The organism is Sphaerochaeta sp., from assembly GCF_050256055.1.
GTDB lineage: Bacteria > Spirochaetota > Spirochaetia > Sphaerochaetales > Sphaerochaetaceae > Sphaerochaeta.
The window spans coordinates 1-20,735 of sequence record NZ_JBFWIJ010000010.1 but is presented as its reverse complement, the minus strand read 5'-3'; the positions used below and the strand labels follow the sequence as shown (position 1 = coordinate 20,735).

The following is a 20,735-nucleotide window of genomic DNA, read 5'->3' as shown; positions in this document are numbered from 1 at the left end:
GTTTATATGGATCTACAATTTGATACCCACAATCGGTACAATCCCCTGTTGGGGGAATGGGTGAAGGTTTCACCACATCGCACCAAGCGCCCGTGGAATGGCCAAGTGGAGAAACCACACGAAACCGCACTCGAAGCGTATGACCCGACCTGTTATCTCTGTCCGAACAATCTCCGTTCAGGAGGGATCCGGAATCCGGATTACCAGGATGTGTACGTCTTTGACAATGACTTTGCTTCCTTGCTGGAAGATACTCCGTCCGGGGAACAAAAAAACGGGCCTCATGGGCTTCTGACGGCACATGCTGAGAAAGGCCGCTGCCGCGTGGTATGTTTTTCCCCTCGGCACGATCTCACCCTCAGCAGGATGGAGATTCCTTCGATTATGCAGGTGATTTCGGTTTGGAAGCACGAGTATGAATCCCTTGGTGCATTGCAGATGATCAACTATGTCCAGATCTTCGAGAACAGGGGGGCCATCATGGGGTGTTCCAACCCGCACCCCCATTCCCAGATCTGGAGCGAAGAGATCATTCCCGATATTCCCACCAAGGAATTGCAGAAGCAAAAGGAGTATTACCAGCAATATGGAAGCGCCATGCTGCTCGACTATGCCCGATACGAAACCGACTGTAAAGAACGCATCATCCACCAGGATGCACATTTCATCGCGGTGGTTCCCTTCTGGGCTGTCTGGCCGTTTGAAGCTCTGATCATTCCCTTCAGGCGGGGTATCCAGAGCCTTTCCGAACTGACCGCGGAGGAAACCGAATCATTGGCGCGGACCATGCAACAACTCGGCATACGGTATGACAACCTGTTTGAAACCAGCTTCCCCTATTCGATGGGAATCCATCAATTGCCCACCGACGCACAGCCCTACCCCGGATCGATGCTGCATTTGCATTACTTCCCGCCGTTGCTACGCAGTGCTTCAGTGAAGAAATTCATGGTAGGATATGAGATGATGGCGATGCCCCAGCGTGACATCACCGCCGAGAAAGCGGCCCAGATGCTCAGAACGCTCAATTCGGTACATTACAGTCAAGGAGGAAACTAATGGCCACAACCCAAGCGATACGACAAGGCCTTCTGCATGAAGGATATCCACAGATATATGGCAATACGTATGCAACAGAGGATATGGACGCAAGGTTCATCACATTGCTCGAGCAACACAAAACGTTGTTCGGCCAAACTGATGCCACTCTCTTTTCCACAGCCGGACGGACGGAGCTGGGCGGAAATCATACCGACCATAATCATGGAAGGGTTCTTGCTGCTACGATCAACCTCGATACGATCGCTGCCGTCAGTTTGAGAACAGACCACAAAGTTGTATTGGTCAGCGAGGGGTATCCTTCGGTGGAAGTCGACCTCTCCTCGCTCGATCCGCTTGAGCACGAACACAACACCACCGAGGCGTTGGTCAGAGGCGTAGCAGATGCATTCAACAAGCGTGGTTTGAAGATCGGTGGATGGCAAGCCAATACATCCAGTCGGGTCCTCAAGGGATCGGGGCTTTCTTCCTCGGCTGCCGTGGAGGTACTTTGCGGTACGATTTTCAATCATTTGTATAACCAAGATGCGCTTTCTCCGGTTGACCTGGCGATCATCGGGAAGTACAGCGAAAATGTGTATTTCGGCAAACCCTCAGGCTTGATGGACCAGATGGCATGCGCCTACGGAGGTATCATCGGCATAGATTTCGCCGACGAAAATCGGCCGGTGATCAAACCGGTCCAATATTCGTTTGCCCAAAAGGGATATCACCTGGTTATTGTTGATACCGGGGGAAACCATGCAGACCTGACCGGTGAGTATTCATCCATTCCCAAGGAAATGCGCCAAGTGGCCGCCTTTTTCGGAAAACAGCAACTCAGGGAAGTGGAGAGCAAGCTGTTCTTCAGCAATATCAAGGAACTGAGAAAAACGCTGGGTAATGACCGGGCGGTTTTGCGAGCCATCCATTTTTTCCAGGAAAACGAACGAGTGGAACAGATGCTCATTGCCCTGGAAAACAACGATATGGAACAGTATCTTTCCTTGGTTTCCAGCAGTGGAGAGAGTTCTTTCTGCTTTCTGCAGAACCTGTATCCTGCAGCATTTCCTCAAGAACAAGGACTCAGCCTAGCCATTTCGTTGACCAAGGCCATTCTAGGAGACCGCACGACAGTCAGGGTGCATGGCGGAGGATTCGCCGGAACCATCCAGACCTATGTGCTGGATGCTGATATCAAATACTACACGCAGCATATGGAAGCGATCTTTGGGAAAGGCAGCGTTACAGTCATTGCAATCCGTAGCAAACCGACGTGCTGCATCGCCGATTGATTACGCTCTGTAAATGAAAGCAGGCTTTCAAAGGCCTGCTTTTTCTATGCCTTTTTCGGAAAGTTATATCATTCTGACCGGGTTCATAATCATTCCATGCCAATAGGTTCACAATGTTTCTTCATCGTACACTTCACGGATTTTTCTGGGTGAGAAAACAAATTTCGCTGAATAGAGTGAATTGCCAAGTAGCCTCAAGCTCTGTCACATCTTCTACTTGTTTCGCGGTTACTTGCATTTCCCTTGGATTTCCTCCAAAAAAAAACTGCAACCACCTGTTTTGCAAGTATCCTGATTATGCCAGAAATTACTTCATTGTTTTTCATGGTTCTTCATAATTCTTTGACATAATAGTGCTGATATACACAATTTTAATACATTTGCTCACACAGCATCCAAATAAAAAGTGCATTACCGGACAGTTTGCAAAGATTGACAAAACATATTTCGTGTCTGAGGATGAAGTATGAAGAAGGAAAATCAGGAAAAACGGAGAATCCTTGGGCTGTTGGGAACCCAGCTGGATTCGGTGTGGAACCTTCTTCTCCCTACAATACGCCATCATCTCAACCCTATTGCCCGCTCAATAGATATGTCATCAGTGAGGAAGCTCCTCTGGACTTCCCCTTTTATACGCTTCGGGATGTGTTCATGTACATCTCACCACCGGATTCCGCTCTGCTCTACACTTGGAGGTTGGTATGAAACGAAGGTCATTTACTGTCGTCCTGTTGATGGTTCTGTTGATGGTGCTTGCCGTCAATCCACTTTCTGCAAAAGTGAAGAGGGTTACCAGTAGAGCACTGAAAGCCCCCTCGGTTACGGTGACCAGCCGGAAAGCCAATTTCAAGATGGGGGATATTCTCGACACCCCGATGCTTTCCATGACCATATCCAATGACAATACAAGCAGTCCTTATTTGTTGCTGGTCCTTCAACTCGATATTGATGATTCGGATGCGGGAACCACGCTTACGGGAACCGCAGAATTTGAAAAACAATTCGCAATCAACGAGACCTTCACTTTCACCAATACCGATATCCTCGATTATGTCAGCAATGTTCGGGGAGGAAGCGCCTCCGATGACATGAAACAAACGTTTGGGATCAGTGGGGGGATGAGCTCCATAACCGAGAGCTTCTTCACCAATGCTAATTTGAGCATCCCCGAAGGTTCCTACACGCTTTCCTTGAAAGCATACGAGATTGCAAAGAAAGGCGATCCGATCAGCTCAGGAACGTTGAAAGGGCAAAACTCCCTTACCTTCAATGTCATCAATGTCGGCTCCATCGCCGTGTTGAAGAGCCCGAGCCCTTCGGACAAGACCATGACCTTCAGAGTACCTGAAATTCCATACTACAGTGATTCCAGCATTCCCACCACCTCTACCACGAGCATCACCATTACCGGAGCGGGCGTAACGCAGAGCAAAACAAAGCAACACACCCGGGTAGTCAAATCCTTGGGATCGAACATCAAGGGGTATCCGGGCGACCTTGCCGACGGCGAAGTGACCTATGACCTTTCCGATGTAAAATTCCGTGCCGGGGAATCGTATACCATTGCCATCATGTTCAAGGATTCCTATGGGTATGAAATTGCCTCGGATACCATGGAAGTCAAATTCCCCACTCCGAAATTCGCAGCCCAGATAGACACCAGTTCCCCCTACAAACCCGAGTTCAGTTGGTATTTCAATGATGATTATGACTCTTGGGCAAAAGAATACCGTATCTACCTCAACAACCAGTACGTGGGATACACTACCGGCAACAGTTATACTCCTTCCACCACCCTCCTTCCCAACACCACCTACTCGTGGTATGTCATGCCCATCAATCAGGATGGCTCGAATTTCTTCGCCTCCACATCCTCCTTGTCCAAGAGCTTTACCACAAAAGCCCATACCGATCTCACGTTGAATGTGGATACTCCCCGCAACCAAGCGGTCCTCATCACCGGCCAAAACTACGAATTTGCTTCCAATCCGACATTCAGCGATGATGCTTCGCTGAAAAGCGCGACCTGGCGAATCGGAGTGGATACAAAAAACGGAGAAACCGTAACCTATTTACCTGCCAAACGATATGTATCAGGCAGTCTGCTTGCCTATCTTACCGTAGTCGATTCCCTGAATCTCACCAAACGATCGGACAACCTGTACCTTACCGTTCTCGATCCTGCCTTGGTTTTGCAAGGCGGGACCTCCCGTACCGTAGACACCAACCGGGAGGTGTATTTTGCCTTGGATATGACCAAGACGCAAGATATCCAAACGGTCCAATGGCTGATCAACGGCAGTCCGGTCGGAGAAGGAAATACATTCAGCTATACATTTGAGCAGAGCGGCACCTACTCGGTTGCCGCACTCGGCACGTCCGCTTCCGACAGCAACGGCTATCAGAAGGAAGTGAGGTCAGCTGTCCAACAGGTTACTGCCGTCGGCGAAGGCCCTACCGCAGCCATCACCCAACCTGAGCAGGTGGTGGAAATGGTTGTCGGGACGTCTTTGGATCTCAAAGGCGAGATTACTTTCGACAACCAACAGAAAAGCATAGGCTGGACCTACGGGGGTGCTGCAACAGGGACACTGGCATCTGGCACGGGAAATGCCACATTCTCCCCGACGGTTGCAGGTGACTATACGATCACTCTCACGGCAACCGACATCCACCAAAAGCAAAGCACAGCCTCCATCCGTGTGCTGGTCCTCGACCCACAACTCCAAGTTAGTTATCCTACCAGCAATGCGATATTCTCCCTACAGGATACATTGACGCCGGTGGTCAACGCTCCCAATGCATCATCGGTCACCTATCGGCTCAACGGCCGGCAGGTGGAAACCCCGTTTGCACTTTCCACTCTGGGAAGCGGCACCTACTCCCTGGTTGCAAGAGCATCCTGGGATGTCGTCGACCAGCAAGGAAAACCAAGAATTCATACCAAGGATTCAAATTCGATTACCATTGTGGTGAAGGATCTGCAACCGCCTTCGGTTTCGATCGCCTTCCCGCAACGGGATATGCTTTTCAAGACAGGAATCGCCTACCGTCTGGAAGCAAATGCAGCAAGTATCTCGCCCTTGAGGGAAAGCTGGTGGGACGTAGACGGAACCCGTCTTTCGACAAACACCTATACCCCTCCTGTCTCCACAACCAAGAAGCTGGTAAAACTCACCTACCATGCCATAAACCAGGATGGCGTGGAAGGCAAACAATCGGTTGAGATCAAGCTGGCGAATCCCTCTGTTTATTTGAAAGCGCCGCAGCAGAACCGCTACCTGTCCGCTTCAGTGATTCCCATTGCAGCGGCAGCAGTCGACGGCCAGTTGTATTGGCTGGTTGACGGAGTAGAGATTCCCAGTTGGGACAAGACCATCGAACAAAGCGGAAGCCATACCATCCAGGCCGGATGGAGGATGGAAGCCTATGACGGACAAGGGAATTTGAGAACGTATGAAGGACAATCGGAAAAAGCGACCGTCACCATTTACAGTGACAAGCCCCCGATGATCACTTCGTTCTCGCCCAATACTTCGATCATCCATCAGCGTTCAGGCACTCCGGTCATTTTCGCTGTGCAGGCATCTAGTGAAAATTCACTGCAGACCACCTTGTGGAACATTTACAGTGGTTCGGATTCCATCAGGGAAACCGCGGCTGCAAGCATCAGCCACCAAAGCTGGCTACCCGGACTCTATACCGTCCGAGCACAGGTAAAGGATGAATATGGACAGGCAGTAACCCAGGATTGGACGGTCAAGATCATCGATCCAAAGGTTGTCATCACCTTCCCGCAACCCGATATGCGGTTCGCCGTCCAGCAAGTTCCCAAACCGGTTGTTGAAAGCAGCGATGTCTCTTCGGTAACCATGACATTGAATGGGACCGCCATCACCGATCAGTTTGATTGGAACACCCTCAAACCGGGAGCCTACACGTTGTCTGTCGTTGGTACCTATACCGTTACGGGAACGACACAATTACAAAACACCCCTGCACAAAACGTTTCCTTCAGGATTGAGGACCGGACGCCGCCACGCTTTACGGTGCATGGCATCGCCGACAACGACCGATTGGTCGCAGGGCTCACCTATCATCTGATCGTCGACAGTCAGGCGGATGAGCAAATTACCTGGCTGATTGACGGAGCTATAGCCAAGCAAGGCAAGACCTTCGAATTCACCCCGAACAAGCAACAAAAATCGATTACGCTTACGGTTCGGGCGGTGCGCAACAACATTACGGTGGACAGTCCGTTCAAACTCAGGATCATCGACCCATACATCAACCTCTTGATCCCTGCAAACTTGGCATTCGAAGGTTTGTATGCTCCCAACATGCCGATTCCATTGCTCTATGAGAGCCGCGACATCGACCGGGTGCAGTGGACGGTTGACCTGAAGCCTTTCACGGGCTCGGCGGTACGTTTCCAACCGGGGATGCACAGCATAGACTTGGTAGGATTCGCCTCCTCAGTTCGTCTTGTCGACGCCACCTTGGGAGATTACCAATCCATTGGTGCGATCACAAGTCGGGATATACAGGTTGCCGAGGCGCAGACGGTGCTGTCCATCAAAGCACCGGAGTATGTGCTCAGCTCTCAGAGTTTCCCCTTGGAGGCATCCGTACAGCAACAAGGGACAACGGACCTCATTGCATCCTTGAGCTATCGCATCGATGGGGCCGTCTATCGTGAGGAAAAACGGCCGGCACCGCGAACGATCACAGTATCAGGCCTCCCCTCCGGTACGCATACCCTTTCAGTCGTTTCAACGGATGTCTTTGGGAATACCCAACGGGTGGAGAAACCGATCACGGTACTCCAGAACCTTGCATTTACGATCATCAGCCCGGTGGATGGGCAACGGCTCAGTCCCGATGCCAACCTGCTTGCTTCCCTCTCCCTCAACTCCGGCAACGTGGAGCTGATCACCTGGAGAGTGGACAACAACGTGGTACCCAACAGTAATGCAACCACGCTGAATCTTGGAAAGCTCGGTCCCGGACGGCACACGATCGTTGCAAGTGCGAGAGACCGGCTGGGTACTGTGGTTTCCCAACAAGTGCAGGTGGAAGTGCAGAGCGACTTCCAGCTCAATCTTGCCCAACCGTCCAAGCAGACCGAGCTGATCATCGGAAATTCGCTGACGGCTTTGGTTTCTCTGGAGAAAGTAAGCGGCTCCTCGATCGACCTCAGTGATGCTGCGTCTCGTATCCGGTGGTATATCAATGGACAGGATACCGGCTCCAATGGCTTATCCTATATCTTCCAAGCGAAGCAGGCAGGCAGCTATACCATCCAAGCCAGATATGCCAACGGGCCCATGATCCGTACGACCGGGGAACGTACGATTATCGTCAGGGACATCATCCAGCCTACGATCACCCAACCGCTGAACGGACAACGCATTACCTATACTCCGCAAAAGCGCATCAACCTTTCTGCAACCGGTGAACCGGGAGCAACCTATCAGTGGATGATCGGCGGTTCGGTTCTGGCGGTAGGTCCGCAAACTTCCTTCGATCCTGCCGGCTTGAGCGGCAACGTCCAGTTGACGTTGGTCACCACAGCCTACGATCGAACAGCCCAACGTCTGGCAAGCATCACCCTCGTAAGGAACACAAAACCGACGCTTACCCTGACCGTCCCGCCGCTGCAGTACACCAATGAGATCCTGCAATTCAGTGCCATTGCCTTCGATGTGGAGGATGCAGTACAGAACCCGAAGATCACCTATACGCTGGATGGCGTTGAACTGCCGTCAAGCGGCCAGTACAGGCTGAAAGCAGAGGATTCGGGATCGCATGTCTTGGTTGCGAAAACCGAGGATTCTGCAGGAGAAGCAACAATCCAGAATGCAGTATTCACCGTGGTACCGGCCCAAATCGACATGCAGTTGCTCTCCCCGCAGGAAGGAGGAAGTTATTTCAAGGGTTCCGAGATTGCACTGCTTGCTTCGCTTCCCAACTCCGAGCAGGGAACATTCACCTGGACGATCCAGTATGTTGATGATCCTTCCCTGGCGAAAGAAACCTTCCCGGGCAATGCCGCACGGTTCACAGCCAAGGCATCCGGTCAGCTCGATGTCTCAGTAGTCTTCAAGGATACCAACAACAGGGAACGGGCTAGGAAACACTTGATGGTGACGGTGAAGGCCCAACCGGTCGCACTGAGCATCAATTGGCCGTATGCATCGGTGGTGAACGCAGGGGTCAAGCTTCAACCGATACTTCTGGGTCTTCCTGCCGAAGCCAAGCAGACGGATGTAACGTGGTATCTGAATGGAAGTGAGGTCCGCCTCTCGGAGCTGAAGGCTCCTGAGCAGGCAGGACCGGCCACCCTGAGCGTGGTCTACGCAGCGGGTGGAACCAGTCAACAAGCCTCGGTACAATTCACGGTGAACGCCAAGCCGGTGATCACCATGCGGAACCTGCTTGAAGGCAGCGCCCATCAGATCGGCATACCGTTGGTGTTGGCTTCGACCGTCGAGGACGACCAACCATTCACCGGTACGGTAAAATGGAGTCTGGAGAATGGAAGCCCCATCGGGGAAGGCAATCCGTTGATCTATATTCCTGAAGCGACGGGCAAACAAACCATCGTCGCTACAGTCAGTGATGGATTCGGATTCCAAGGGAGTGCCAAAGTCGGACTCACCTTCTTCGCACCGGTCAAATTGCTTTCCGCTTCGGTGAACGGGGACCGCCCATCCTATCTGATCGCAGAAAATTCTACGAATTTGCAACTGAGGGCTTCTCTTGAATCCGGAATTGCACCCGAGGTGCTTTGGAGGATCAAACAAGGGAACAGGGTATTGGAAAAGAAGGGTCAGGAAACCAGCTTGCAGTATGCAGAGCTCAACCAACTCTTGCGTGAGCCCTCGGTCATCACCATGATTCTCAGCGACAAGACGGTCGGAGATGGTACATTGGTCGAAGTGGCCCGCAGGGAATTCCCCATTCTCTTCACTTCCGATGCAACTGCAGTGATCACGCAACCTACAGCAGATTCAATCCAGCATGTCGGTCAGGCGATTACGTTGCAATTGGCAATGACCGGATTCAAGGCACCGAGTTTCACCACGACGCTCAACGGTGAGAACATCCCAGTGCAATGGCAGGTCGCAGAAGGTTCCCAGACAGCCCAAGCTGTGCTTCCCTCCCAATTGTTTGCAAAGGAAGGGGTGTATGAATTGGCGGCGACGGTGACCGAACAAGGATTGGTGAGAACGGCTGCATCGAGCCTGAATTTGTACTCAAGTCGACAAGGCGTATTCGTCGATGATGTACCGGAAGTGTATGAACTTGGTACACCGTCGGTTGTGTTGCATGCCGTCATAGCCGGTCTGCAGGATGTGGAGCACATAACCTGGCTGACCGATCTTTCCACCGAACCGGTGGCAGAAGGTCCGACGTTCGATCTCAGTGCGGCGACTTGGCAAGCTGGTGATCGTTCGATCACGGTGCAATCTCATGGCAAGAGCGGCGTCCTTTCCTCTTCCACCTACCGGATGAAGGTACTCGATCAGGTCAGGGTTTCGATCGAGGGATCGAACGAAACGCTCATCCTCCAACAAGGTGCTGAAGGAGAACTGAAGGCGACAGGCTTCGACCGGGATGGAAAAGCGTTGGAGGAGGCTGCCTTCAGCTGGAAGTCACACCTCGACGGAACACTGGGAACCGGAAGCACGGTATCCTACGCGACGTTGGAAAAACTGCAGGAAGGTGAACATGCGATCACGGTGACTGCAATCGGCAGCGAAGGAGCAAGCAATGCTGCCTCCAGAACGGTCATGATCAAAGCTCAGGCGAAACAAAACCCCGCTACCGGTCAACAACAACAAGACCAACAGAACCAGCAGAACCCAGAGGATCAGACACCCCAAGGGGGACCTCCCCCGGACATGTTCAATATGGGAGCTCCCATCGACCAGATGATACCGTCCATGTATCCCGATCCATTCGGAATGGGGGGCGCTCCTCCTGATCCTGGGTTGGGAAACTATATGAACTCCTTCTTTGGAGGCATGGGTGGCGGCGGTGGATTCGGACCTCCCATGGGTGGTGGTTTCGGTGGCGGCGGTATGCCCGGAATGGGATTTTAAAGGAGGCAGGTCATGAAAATACGAAATACAATCATGGTTGTTCTTTTTTCCTTGGTGATGGCCTGTCTGTCTGCTTTGGAAGTTGATGTTCCCAATGAGATCCCGGCGTACGAAAATCTTACGATTACCCTGAAACCTTCGGCAAGTGAGGGGGAAGTCGCACAGGCACGCTTCTTCTTCGTCCAGGAGGGAAAGCGGGATCCACTGTACAGCGAATTCTCCCTGCAAAAGGGTGAATGGAAGACCAGTCTGCCCTATACGTACCTCAAAGGGGAGGAACTGACCTATTATACCGTCATGCAGAATGCTGACGGCCAATATTTCAGGGACCCGCAGATCGGAACCAGAAAAGCACGATTGTTGCAGGATACGACACCTCCCAAACTCAAGTTGATTTCTCCCAAAACCTTTGATTTGGTGCTCGACAAGGAGCAATTGGTGGTATTTGAAATCCTGGATGAAAGCGCCTTGACCGATTTCTCCATCAGCATCGATGGAGAACCGGCCTTGCGCTCCGGAGCCTTCGAGAACTACCTTTCTTTCCTGATAGAACCGAAGGAGGCAAAAGACAGCGAAATCAGTGTGAAACTTACCGATCGGTATGGGAATACCTCGATGGAGAAGTACACCTTCACAGTTGCCGGAGAAAAGGTACCGCTGTTCCTGGCAAATGCAAAATACCGAAGCAAGCTGGAACTCGAATATATGCTGGATATGGGAAAGAGTGCAAATACCACCGACATCCAGACTATGTTCGGTGATCTCGACCATACTTTGAATCTGTCCTTCCTGCTTGGGGGAGATGCATACTTGAAGGCGGGACCGATAGCTCTGGAATTGTACGGCGACCTGCAGGATACGGTTGACGTCTTCACCCTTACTGATGCATATCCCAATACCTTGCAAGCTGACTTGCAGAACATCCTGAATCTGTATAATCCGATCGACTTCGCCAACGAATTCGATTACACCGGCGAGGTTCCGAGGAAGTACGAGAACGACAATCAATTCTACGCGAAACTCTCGTTCTTCGGACCGCTTTTCACCTACCAATTCGGAGACCAGAAGGAAACATTCCAGAAGGAAACAATCAATGACATGGTGTTCAGGGGAACCTCATTGGGATTCGATACTCCGTTCTTCGCGTTCAAGGTGAGCAAGGGTCTTTCCGATCTCGGCCTCTACCAAGTCGCATGGCCGCAGAATTTTTTGGGATTCCAACTGAAGTTCAAAGCCCGCAGCGCTTGGTATCTGCAGACTAACCTCTCGTTCATCAGTTCGCTGCAGGGACGGTATGCAGACTTGAAGGTCAGTTCGGCAACTTCGGATATCGGAACGCTGTATGATCTTGGTTCTGTAATGCCGGAGCAGAACATGGTCTTGGGGTTGAGCACCGGAATAGCAACCTCGCTGGTAAATGTGGATGCGGCATTCTCCTTCACCTTGTACAACGATAATGCTTCGACGGTCCTTGACGTCAACCAATTGGCGACAGACTTGAAGGATCAGACGGGCACGGATGTCAGTACCTATGTCGGATATCTGGACAAGGTGCAGTCGGTCTTCCCGATCCTTGATTATTTCCTTCCCACAAACGGGTTGGTCTCCGGATTGGTCGATAAGGATGCTTGGGGCATCAGCTACGGAGTTGATGCAACGGTTCCCAGTCTTGGGATGGAAGCATGGGTTCGCAAGACCGATGCGACCTACAAGAGCCTCGGATCCTCAATCCCCACCGATGAGTTCACCTTCGGTGCCTCGATCGAGCGGAAACTGTTCGGTTTCGATGTTTCCGGCGGCTATTCCTATGACCAGGATGCTATCAGGGATATCCTGTTCAACGACATCATTGCGTTGGTCAAACCAGATCTGGCCCCAAGCGATGTGCCGACCTCGGCCAATGAGATCGCCCATATCGTGCATACCGGACAATTGGGCGTTGACACACCCAGCCATCCGATGCTGGGAACCGTCGGCTTGGACTACACCTTCACGTGGGAGACAACCAATGCCGATGCGCTTGCCGACAAGGCGACCGATGCTGCAGTCAAGTCAGCCATCCTCACTTCCACCGAAAATGACGTCACGCTCACCCATACCGGCGAACTGCGATATCGTAGCGGGAGGTACAAATTAGGCGATGTGACTTTGAACTTTGGGGCAAAGACCAAGGATTCATACATCACCGAGTTGAGAGTGGATGGAACCGATACCGATACCACGTTCTGGGAATTCTCCTATGCTCTCACTCCCTCGGTATCCTTCTCAAGGTATGCCATCAATCTGGGATTCGACCAGGCTTGGAGCACCCAAAGCGGGAGTTTGACCACCTATGGGTATGATGCAAAGTTTGCGATCAAGCAGACCTTCTTCGACACCATCAACCTCACCGCTTCGTTCGACCAAGCGTTCAAGACCAGCCTGGAGGCATATCGTATCGGAGGAGGTCTTTCCTTGGAGAAACGGTTCGGCCTCATCTCCACATCCGCCGCGTTGGAGGTAAGTTTCTACGATTCTCTGACCGACAATACAGAGGATGCACTCACATCCAGTCTTACGGTGAAGGGAACCTTCTCACGGTAAGAATCATATATGCTACAAGGGGGTGGATAATCCACCCCCTCTTTTTTGGCAGGTACAGTATTGACATATGAATATACTTACACAGTTCTCAACAATTGCAATAATTACTCTGTATATTCATAGATTACTTATATTTCCAAAATCATTCTCTTTTCTTATTCATGACGTATGACATATTTTTCTTTACAAAATCAAAAAAATATTTATATACTATAGGTGAATAATTTGTACTGAGGTTTATGCAGTACTTCACTACTGTGGCATACCATGTAGTATATACCTCAAGGCTTCCAAGCAATCCATTTTGGAGGTTCTATGCAGGGTGTATGGTATAGCAACAGGTTTTTCTCCTACCTGGCTTGCACTGCGAACAATGGAGAAAACCATCCACTCCATAGGTATGGCATTGGCAGGGAAGAAATCATCAACACGGATATCCCACCCCCTTTCCCTTCATACTACTGTTTTCCAATTGATGCTTGCTGTATGCAGCTAATGAATTTCATGAGCGCGGAAAACAACTGCCTGCTTTTCACTGCTGCATAGCAAATCCGATGAAGTAAGGAATGATAGGTATGAAATCAAGATATCTTCTATTGACCATTCTCATTATTTCCCTCGTATCTTTCGCGTGTGATCTGAATGTTTTGGAACAAAAAGCAGTGAAAGTAACATTTATAACCGATGAAGTATTGGAGGTAAAAACGGTCTCGGTGGGTTCCAAAGTTTCCCAACCTTCTGCGCCAAGAAGGACAGGATATTCCTTTGATGCTTGGTACACCGAGGATACATTTGAAAATCGGTATGATTTCTCCCAGGAAGTGACACAAAATCTATTGTTATATGCCAAATGGATACCGAACCAATACACCATAACATTCCAGTACAACAGCAGCCAAGCAAATGAGAACACAACCGCATCATATGACAGTCTGATCAATGCTCCCAGAGCTCCTGATGCCAATGGTACAAAAATTTTCAGTGGGTGGTACAAGAATGATACGTATCAGTACCGATGGGATTTCTCAAATGATGTGGTACGGGGGAATACAACACTCTATGCACTGTGGTTGATTGATCCGGTTTCAGTCAGCTTCGATACGCAAGGAGGCAGTTACCTTGGAGGGTATTCAATTGAGAAAGGCTCATTGCTTTCCACGCCTTCGGAACCAACGAAAGAAGGCTATGTATTTGTTGGTTGGTATTCAGATAATTCATATCAGAATAGATGGAATTTTGCATCTGATGTCATAACACAGGATTGCATCCTATTTGCAAAGTGGGATCCGAAATTTGCTTCGAACATATCGCCATATCGAGCCGCGCTTCTTTCTGATGTTCCATTGGACAACCCGGATGATCCGCCTACGCTCGAGCAGATGGATGCTGCACTGATTGCAGCGATACAAGGTTCATTTCAGGAATCACTCAAAGGAACGATTGCTTCTGTACAGTACCTGCTCAGTGACCAAGCACAGTTCCAAGCCCGATCGCTTTCCGCTCTCTTCCGTTTGAAGGTGGTTGATGAAGCCTTTGCAGTAGTCAAGGATGATACAGATATCCTTTCCGGAACCGTAGATTTTTTGGACTTGGAAATGGCAGCCAGTACATCCAAATTCCTTGAAGTACTTGAGGTGCTTTCTTCGGTTGATGCGGAGAACCCACTGGACTATTCTGCATTCAGAGATATATTGATGTCCGGGAGAATAGGCCTTTCGACATTTGCCCACATCGAGGATTCCGTTGCACTGTCTGATACCAATACGATTCCCATCGATTTGGCTACCGGGGCATTTCTGGATTTCGGCATACAGAATGCAACCTATCGCGAACCGACGGCAGACAATCCGATACCCATGGAGGGAGATGTGTATCTCGATCTTGCCTATAGCTATGCCACGAACTGTGTTTTCAACGGGAGTGAAGTCGTGCGTGCTCCTGTCCTTCTGGAAATCAAGATCAAACCGATTGCAGGTGCTCATCTTTCCCAATTGGCACCTGTATGGGACGGTCCGTCAGGGGATCTTGATCAAACTTTCTTTGAAACCGTGTGCAGTGCACTCTGGGATTCACCATATGATGATTCCACCCCGTATCTCACCCTGTCCATTACCACAGCAGAGAATGTATTGCATGTGGTTAATTTGCCTGCACTTCAGGCAATAGGCATGTTGCTTACGCCACCCGACGAGCCATAGGAACTACGTAATCACTTACATGCCAAAGCAAGCCCCATCGTTACATGGGGCTTGCTTATCAAAGCATTTTTGTTCCTGCCTATACAAACAACTGCCGATAATCACAGCCGATCTGCTTAAACGAGGAAGGCATGTTCAGAAGCTTTTCCAAGTTTTCAGGAACCTCGACGGAAGTTCCGATCAACGGTTCAACCACCTGCTCGAATTTGGCCGGATGTGCGGTAGAAACAACAATAGTGGGTTGGTCTGCAAAATGGTCCCGTCGCACCCGTTCCCCTGTAGCGGTATGCGGACAAAGAATATACCCGGTCTGTGCATACACTTCCTTGATGGTCTGCTCTATCGTCCGATCATCAACGGAATAGGCGCTGACCATTGAGCGCATGGTCTGGATGTCAGGATATAGGTTGAACAGCCGCTCCATGTTGCTCGGATTCCCGACATCCATGGCATTCGCTAGGGTTGCCACCGAATCCCGCTTCTCATAGGTTCCGCTGATCAGGTAGTCGGGGATCGTACGATTCTTGTTGACCGAAAGGATGATGCGTTCGATCGGGGAGCCCATGGTCAATGCCCAGTACGCGGCACAACTGTTGCCTACATTTCCGCTGGGAATGATGAATATGGGTTTTTTCCCATACGCTTGTTGGTACAGGTAGGAAGCATACACGTAATAGACACTCTGCGGCAGCAATCGCCCCAAGTTAATGCTGTTAGCACTGGAGAGCCCCCATTCGCGGGTGACCGCTTGGTCCATAAACGCATCTTTGACCATTTTCTGACAGTCGTCGAACGAACCATCCACCTCATAGGCCTGTATGTTGTTGCCCCAGCAGGTCAATTGTTGCTGCTGTCTTTTGCTCACCCTCCCCTTGGGGAAGAGGACCTTCACCTCAATATTCCGGCGGTTGGCGAATGCTGCGGCCACCGCACCACCGGTGTCACCGCTGGTGGCGACCAGAATGGTCAGTTTTTGCTTCTGCCGTTCGATGATGCGTTCCATGCTCGAGGCAAGGAACCGAGCACCGAAATCCTTGAAAGCCGCCGTCGGACCATGAAACAACTCCAACACCGTTTGTTCCCCTTGGATGGGGACCAAGGGTACAGGGAAATTGAATGCATCCACACAGATTTGGGCGAGATCCTCGGCAAGGATGTCCCCCTCGAAGAACGGGGAAAGCACTTCATAAGCCAATTCCGGATAGCTCGATATCTCACCGACCGGCAAGGTTGCCAGGGAGGGAAACGATTCTGGAACATACAATCCGCCGTCGACCGCCAATCCCTGGATGATCGCTTGGCTTACGGAAACTGCAGGAGCCTTCTTGCGTGTTGAAACAAACTTCATGCCTACCTCCTAAATTCTGGCCCCAAGATAGGCCGCCAGTCGTAGAATATCAGAAAACACCCCGCCTGCGGTAACGTCCCGCCCCGCACCGGGTCCCTTGATCACCAATGGTTGTTCGAAATACCGGTCAGTGGTGAAACAGATCACATTGTCGGTACCTCGGGCCTGTGCGAACGGATGGTCAGGACCAAAACTCTTCAACGAAGCACTGCACCGCCCGTTCTCTTCGACTACCCCGACATACCGCAGTCGTTCACCCTTGCGCGTCGCCTCTTGGTATGCCGATTCGATCAGGGGATCGAGTACTTCAAGATGCTGCATGAAGGATTCTATGCTCCCCTTTTCCAACGAAGCGGGGACAAGGCTTTGGATGGGTATATCCGCAACCTCGACGTCATAGCCCAATTCACGTGCCAGGATGACCGTCTTCCGTCCTACATCCATTCCCGAAAGGTCATCACGGGGATCGGGTTCGGTATAGCCCATATCCTTGGCTTTTCGAACCAAGGTACTGAACGGTACCGTGCCGTCATACGAGGAGAACAACCATGCCAGAGTACCACTTACGATACCCTCAATGCGATGGACGCGGTCTCCGGTTTGGACCAGATCCTTGAGTGTCCAGATGACCGGCAGTCCTGCCCCTACCGTAGTCTCATATAAAAATCGTCTTCCGGTCCTCAGACAGGTGTCCAGCAACTGCCGGTAATACGGCATCGGGGCAGTACCGGCTTTTTTGTTCGGCGTAATTACGTGGATCCCCATCTCAAGCCAGGTTGCATAGTGTTGGGCAAGCTGTGCACTGGTTGTACAGTCTATGATCAGTGAATGGGGGAAATACGTAGCCCCGATATGACGGGTGAAGAGATCAAGGTCCAGTTCAATTGCTTCCTGTTCAAAGCGTTGCTTCCAGTTGGCAGGGTCAATCCCATCCTGGTCAAGAATCATGCGTTTCGAATTTGCGATGCCTCTGATATGGATGTCTAATCCAAACTGTTCCTTCAGGCGCACACTCTCTCGGGAAATCTGTTTGAGCAGTGTTCCTCCGATGCTTCCCGGTCCGATCAAGCCGACAGAGAGGGCCTGTTTGGAAAGGAAGAATCGCGCATGCAAGGCACGCAGGGCCTTCTTGCTGTCCTGCGCTTTGATGACAGCACTGATATTGGTTTCGCTGGACCCTTGGGCGATGGCGATGACGTTGACAGACGCCTTGCCTAAGGAAGAAAAGAATTTGCCGGCTACTCCGGCTTGACCGGTCATCTGCTTGCCGACAGCAGCCAAAATGGCCAATCCGCCTTCGCCTTCAATGCTTTGGATGGAAGTGTTCTGCAGTTCATGGGCAAATTCCGATCGGGCGGTCAGTACTGCCTTTTCCATCTGATCTTCCGGAACAGCAAAACAGATCGAGTATTCACTGGAAGCCTGGGTGATGAGAACCACGGAAATGGATGCTTCGCGCATGGCGGAGAAAAGTCTGCCGGCAATGCCGACGACACCACTCATCCCCGCCCCCTCCACGTTGATCAAAGCAATGTCGTGGACGATGGAAAACCCCTTCACTCGGGTCGGACCATCCAAATCCCCTTCCTTGCTGATGATCGTCCCTTGATCATCCTCATGCTTCCAGCAGCGCAACTGCACGTTGATCGACTGCTCTATGGCGGGAAGCAGGGACTGCGGATGAATGATGGGAGCACCGAAGAAGGAGAGTTCAGTCGCTTCAGAATATGAAAGATTGCGAATCACCAATGCAGAAGGAACCTCGGCACTGTCGGCGTTGCGGAGCAACGAGACATTGTTCCAAAAAGTGACCCCTTCGGCATGCAGGTGGCCGGCCAGATAGGATGCCCCGTATTCACTCACCCCATCTACGGGTACTTTTCCCTCAGCCTGCGGCAGATTTCCATAGACGAACAGCAATTGTTCAGGTATTTCAGTACGGGCAAGGAGGCTTTGGTATTCAATCAAGTCTGCATGGTACGATTGGCTGCTTGCATAATGACAGAGCAGATCGGCAACCCAGCTGTCGGTAATTTTCTCAAAATAATGACGGACTCCGGTGGAGACCTCCTCCACAAGCCATACCGAATGGAGGATATCCTCCAAATCCGTAAAGCCTTGCTTGATCCGTTGCAACACCTTGCTCCCGGCGAGTTCTCCCAGCATCTGGTCGACCAATGCCGTCCAACGGGCAAACCGTTGTTCCTGCAACGACCACAATCGTTCGTCGTGCGCCTTGGCGTATCCAAGCAATCCCGCCAATTCAAACTCAACATCCTTCAAGGGAGCCAGCACGAACACGTGATGGTTTGCACCATCTTGGCGGGCGATGCGCAGCAATTGCTCGCACCCTTGCCTGCAAATGAGGTTCGAACTTTCCACTGCATGTATCCGTATACCGTCCACAGCTGATCCCTCCCGGGTTTAAGATAGTGAACAACACAGTAAACAAATGTGTTGTAAGGATATACAAAAAGAGCCCAAACCCTGGGCTCTTCGTTGATCGAGCTGAAATAGGTCTCGTTATACGAGCTTCTCGACCTTTCCGCTCCTCAAGCAACGAGTGCAAATCTTGATGGTACGGGGAGTACCGTTGACCAACGTCTTGATCGTTACGAGATTGGGGCGGAAAACGCGCTTCGTGGTAACACCGATGTGCTGACCTACACCACCATGCTTTTTGGCCTGACCTTTTCTCGGAACACTATTTCCGGCAACCGTTCCTTTTCCGCAAATCTCACATCTACGAGCCATAGCTATATCCACCTTGTCTTAATAATTCATTTTTGGCCGATCCAAGGCCTGTCAAAGTCATGGCTATCCTTGTACGGACAAGCGTTTGCCCGTGAGCAGTTGCACAAGGCTTTTGCGATGCAGACTTCAACCTTTGCCAAATTACCAGATAACGGCTTTTGTGTAAAGAGAAAGGGCTCATCTTTTCAACTTTTTCCCTTGTAGCTCGCTTCCGTCTTGGCTATGCTTCGGATATGGACACCTTGTATATCCTACGCTTACCACAGCAGATGCGCAATACCTTGACACGCGTGCGGAACGAACTCTATCAGAATAGCGGTGACAGCAGTTTCTGCAGCCTGGAAGCTTGCATCATCCTCGGTCCGGTGCAAGCCGAACCAAAGACTGGTTGGATCGATTCTCCGCCTTTGCCGTTGATCACCGAGGGGTCGGCACGCTTTTCCCATGGGATGCTCTTTCTCCCAATAGCCGAGCAGTCCTTGCAAGCCATACGGCGGCAGCTGGAAACCGATTATCCGATCAGTGGTATCTATCTGGGCAAAAGCGAGCAGCCTTTGGTACTCGAACCACTGGGCATCAAGGATCTGAGTCTTGCCCGTTTGAGCTGGGAAACCCATGCAAACCTGGTCAGGTGGAGGATTTTTTCAGAAACCCATCTCGACTCGGGCACAAATCGCCCAACGGACAGTGCTCGCACTCAGGTTTCTTTGCATGACACGTTGTCCGGCCGAACAAATTGACCGTCATGGAAAAGCGGTACTGCATCTGAGCAGCAAGCATTGTTCGTATCTGTCTCTCGACAATCACAGGGTCGTTGGAGGAAACCAGACCCAAGCGGTTGACCACCCGGGAAAAATGAGTATCGACGATGATGGCGGGTTTCCCGTAGATGTCACCGAGAACACAACTTGCGGTTTTTCTTCCGACGCCCGGCAGTTTCACCAATTCTTCCATGGTATCGGGAAGATCCTGGTCCAGCAAAGCCTGTGCACAGGCGATGATGTGCTTCGCCTTGTTGCGATAATACCCGGTGGGGAAGATAATCTGCTCGACTTGCGCTGTGGTTGCATCCGCCAAGGATTGCTTGGTGGGGAATACGGCAAACAAATCCCGTACCACTGCATTGACGATCCTATCGGTCGTCTGGGCAGAAAGGATGACGCTTATCAGGAACCGAAACGGATCACGTTGTTCGAGAAACTGGATTTCCGCCGGCAGCAGCGCATCCAGTCGATGTGCCACTTCTTCTATGAGTATGTTGCTCTCCATATGTTTGGTATGGTACCCCTTGACGTCGGCAAGCTCAAGTGCGTATACTCCAAAAACATTTCGGGGCGTAGCCCAGTGGCTAGGGCACCTGCTTTGGGAGCAGGATATCGAAGGTTCGAGTCCTTTCGCCCCGATGTATTTT

The 20,735-nt window shown here is 51.1% G+C and carries 10 protein-coding genes and 1 tRNA gene; 7 read left to right on the top strand and 4 right to left on the bottom strand.

The genetic code is table 11. The features are described from left to right. The first annotated feature begins 6 nt into the window (after positions 1–6). The 5 genes from AB7C91_RS05680 (at position 7) to AB7C91_RS05660 (ending at position 15,222) form a co-directional block, all read left to right on the top strand. Complete coding sequence (locus tag AB7C91_RS05680; RefSeq protein WP_428589783.1) at positions 7–1,059, top strand: UDP-glucose--hexose-1-phosphate uridylyltransferase; 1,053 nt, start codon at positions 7–9, stop codon at positions 1,057–1,059. Then, complete coding sequence (locus AB7C91_RS05675) at positions 1,059–2,333, top strand: galactokinase (RefSeq protein WP_332447910.1); 1,275 nt, start codon at positions 1,059–1,061, stop codon at positions 2,331–2,333. Before AB7C91_RS05680 ends, AB7C91_RS05675 begins: the two co-directional genes overlap by 1 nt. A gap of 701 nt (positions 2,334–3,034) precedes the next feature. Next, on the top strand, positions 3,035–10,441 hold the full coding sequence (locus AB7C91_RS05670; protein WP_428589780.1) for a hypothetical protein: 7,407 nt from the start codon (positions 3,035–3,037) through the stop codon (positions 10,439–10,441). A gap of 12 nt (positions 10,442–10,453) precedes the next feature. After that, positions 10,454–13,024, top strand: coding sequence for a hypothetical protein (locus AB7C91_RS05665; protein WP_428589777.1), 2,571 nt, complete (start codon positions 10,454–10,456; stop codon positions 13,022–13,024). Between the two features lie 575 nt (positions 13,025–13,599). Next, positions 13,600–15,222 (top strand): InlB B-repeat-containing protein, encoded by a 1,623-nt coding sequence (locus tag AB7C91_RS05660; RefSeq protein WP_332447913.1) that lies wholly within the window; start codon positions 13,600–13,602, stop codon positions 15,220–15,222. 79 nt (positions 15,223–15,301) lie between these two features. Here AB7C91_RS05660 and thrC read toward each other — a convergent pair whose 3' ends face one another. The 3 genes from thrC to rpmB all read right to left on the bottom strand — a co-directional run bounded on the left by thrC (position 15,302) and on the right by rpmB (position 19,324). Next, positions 15,302–16,570 carry a threonine synthase gene (thrC, locus tag AB7C91_RS05655; protein WP_428589774.1) on the bottom strand — a complete coding sequence of 423 codons (1,269 nt, stop codon included), beginning with the start codon at positions 16,568–16,570 and terminating at the stop codon, positions 15,302–15,304. A 9-nt stretch (positions 16,571–16,579) separates the two neighbouring features. Continuing rightward, the gene (gene thrA, locus AB7C91_RS05650; RefSeq protein WP_428589771.1) at positions 16,580–18,976 is read right to left on the bottom strand and encodes a bifunctional aspartate kinase/homoserine dehydrogenase I; all 2,397 of its coding nucleotides are present in this window, start codon (positions 18,974–18,976) and stop codon (positions 16,580–16,582) included. Between the two features lie 117 nt (positions 18,977–19,093). Further along, positions 19,094–19,324, bottom strand: a complete 231-nt coding sequence (gene rpmB / locus AB7C91_RS05645) for a 50S ribosomal protein L28 (RefSeq protein WP_332448089.1) — start codon at positions 19,322–19,324, stop codon at positions 19,094–19,096. Positions 19,325–19,557: 233 nt separating this feature from the next. Here rpmB and AB7C91_RS05640 point away from each other — a divergent pair, with 233 nt between their 5' ends. Next, positions 19,558–20,064, top strand: a complete 507-nt coding sequence (locus AB7C91_RS05640) for a hypothetical protein (RefSeq protein WP_428589768.1) — start codon at positions 19,558–19,560, stop codon at positions 20,062–20,064. On the opposite strand, the gene AB7C91_RS05635 is transcribed toward AB7C91_RS05640, so the two are convergent. Beyond that, positions 19,952–20,593 carry an endonuclease III gene (locus AB7C91_RS05635; RefSeq protein ID WP_332448087.1) on the bottom strand — a complete coding sequence of 214 codons (642 nt, stop codon included), beginning with the start codon at positions 20,591–20,593 and terminating at the stop codon, positions 19,952–19,954. The genes AB7C91_RS05640 and AB7C91_RS05635 overlap by 113 nt on opposite strands. A 61-nt stretch (positions 20,594–20,654) precedes the next feature. On the opposite strand from AB7C91_RS05635, the gene AB7C91_RS05630 reads away from it, so the two are divergent. Then, positions 20,655–20,727, top strand: a tRNA-Pro gene (locus AB7C91_RS05630). Positions 20,728–20,735 lie beyond the last annotated feature (8 nt).

Coding starts and splice junctions, on each gene's coding strand:
- AB7C91_RS05660 (WP_332447913.1), top strand. CDS start 13,600: ATGAAATCAAGATATCTTCTATTGACCATTCTCATTATTTCCCTCGTA.
- rpmB (WP_332448089.1), bottom strand. CDS start 19,324: ATGGCTCGTAGATGTGAGATTTGCGGAAAAGGAACGGTTGCCGGAAAT.
- AB7C91_RS05680 (WP_428589783.1), top strand. CDS start 7: ATGGATCTACAATTTGATACCCACAATCGGTACAATCCCCTGTTGGGG.
- thrC (WP_428589774.1), bottom strand. CDS start 16,570: ATGAAGTTTGTTTCAACACGCAAGAAGGCTCCTGCAGTTTCCGTAAGC.
- AB7C91_RS05670 (WP_428589780.1), top strand. CDS start 3,035: ATGAAACGAAGGTCATTTACTGTCGTCCTGTTGATGGTTCTGTTGATG.
- AB7C91_RS05665 (WP_428589777.1), top strand. CDS start 10,454: ATGAAAATACGAAATACAATCATGGTTGTTCTTTTTTCCTTGGTGATG.
- AB7C91_RS05675 (WP_332447910.1), top strand. CDS start 1,059: ATGGCCACAACCCAAGCGATACGACAAGGCCTTCTGCATGAAGGATAT.
- AB7C91_RS05635 (WP_332448087.1), bottom strand. CDS start 20,593: ATGGAGAGCAACATACTCATAGAAGAAGTGGCACATCGACTGGATGCG.
- AB7C91_RS05640 (WP_428589768.1), top strand. CDS start 19,558: ATGGACACCTTGTATATCCTACGCTTACCACAGCAGATGCGCAATACC.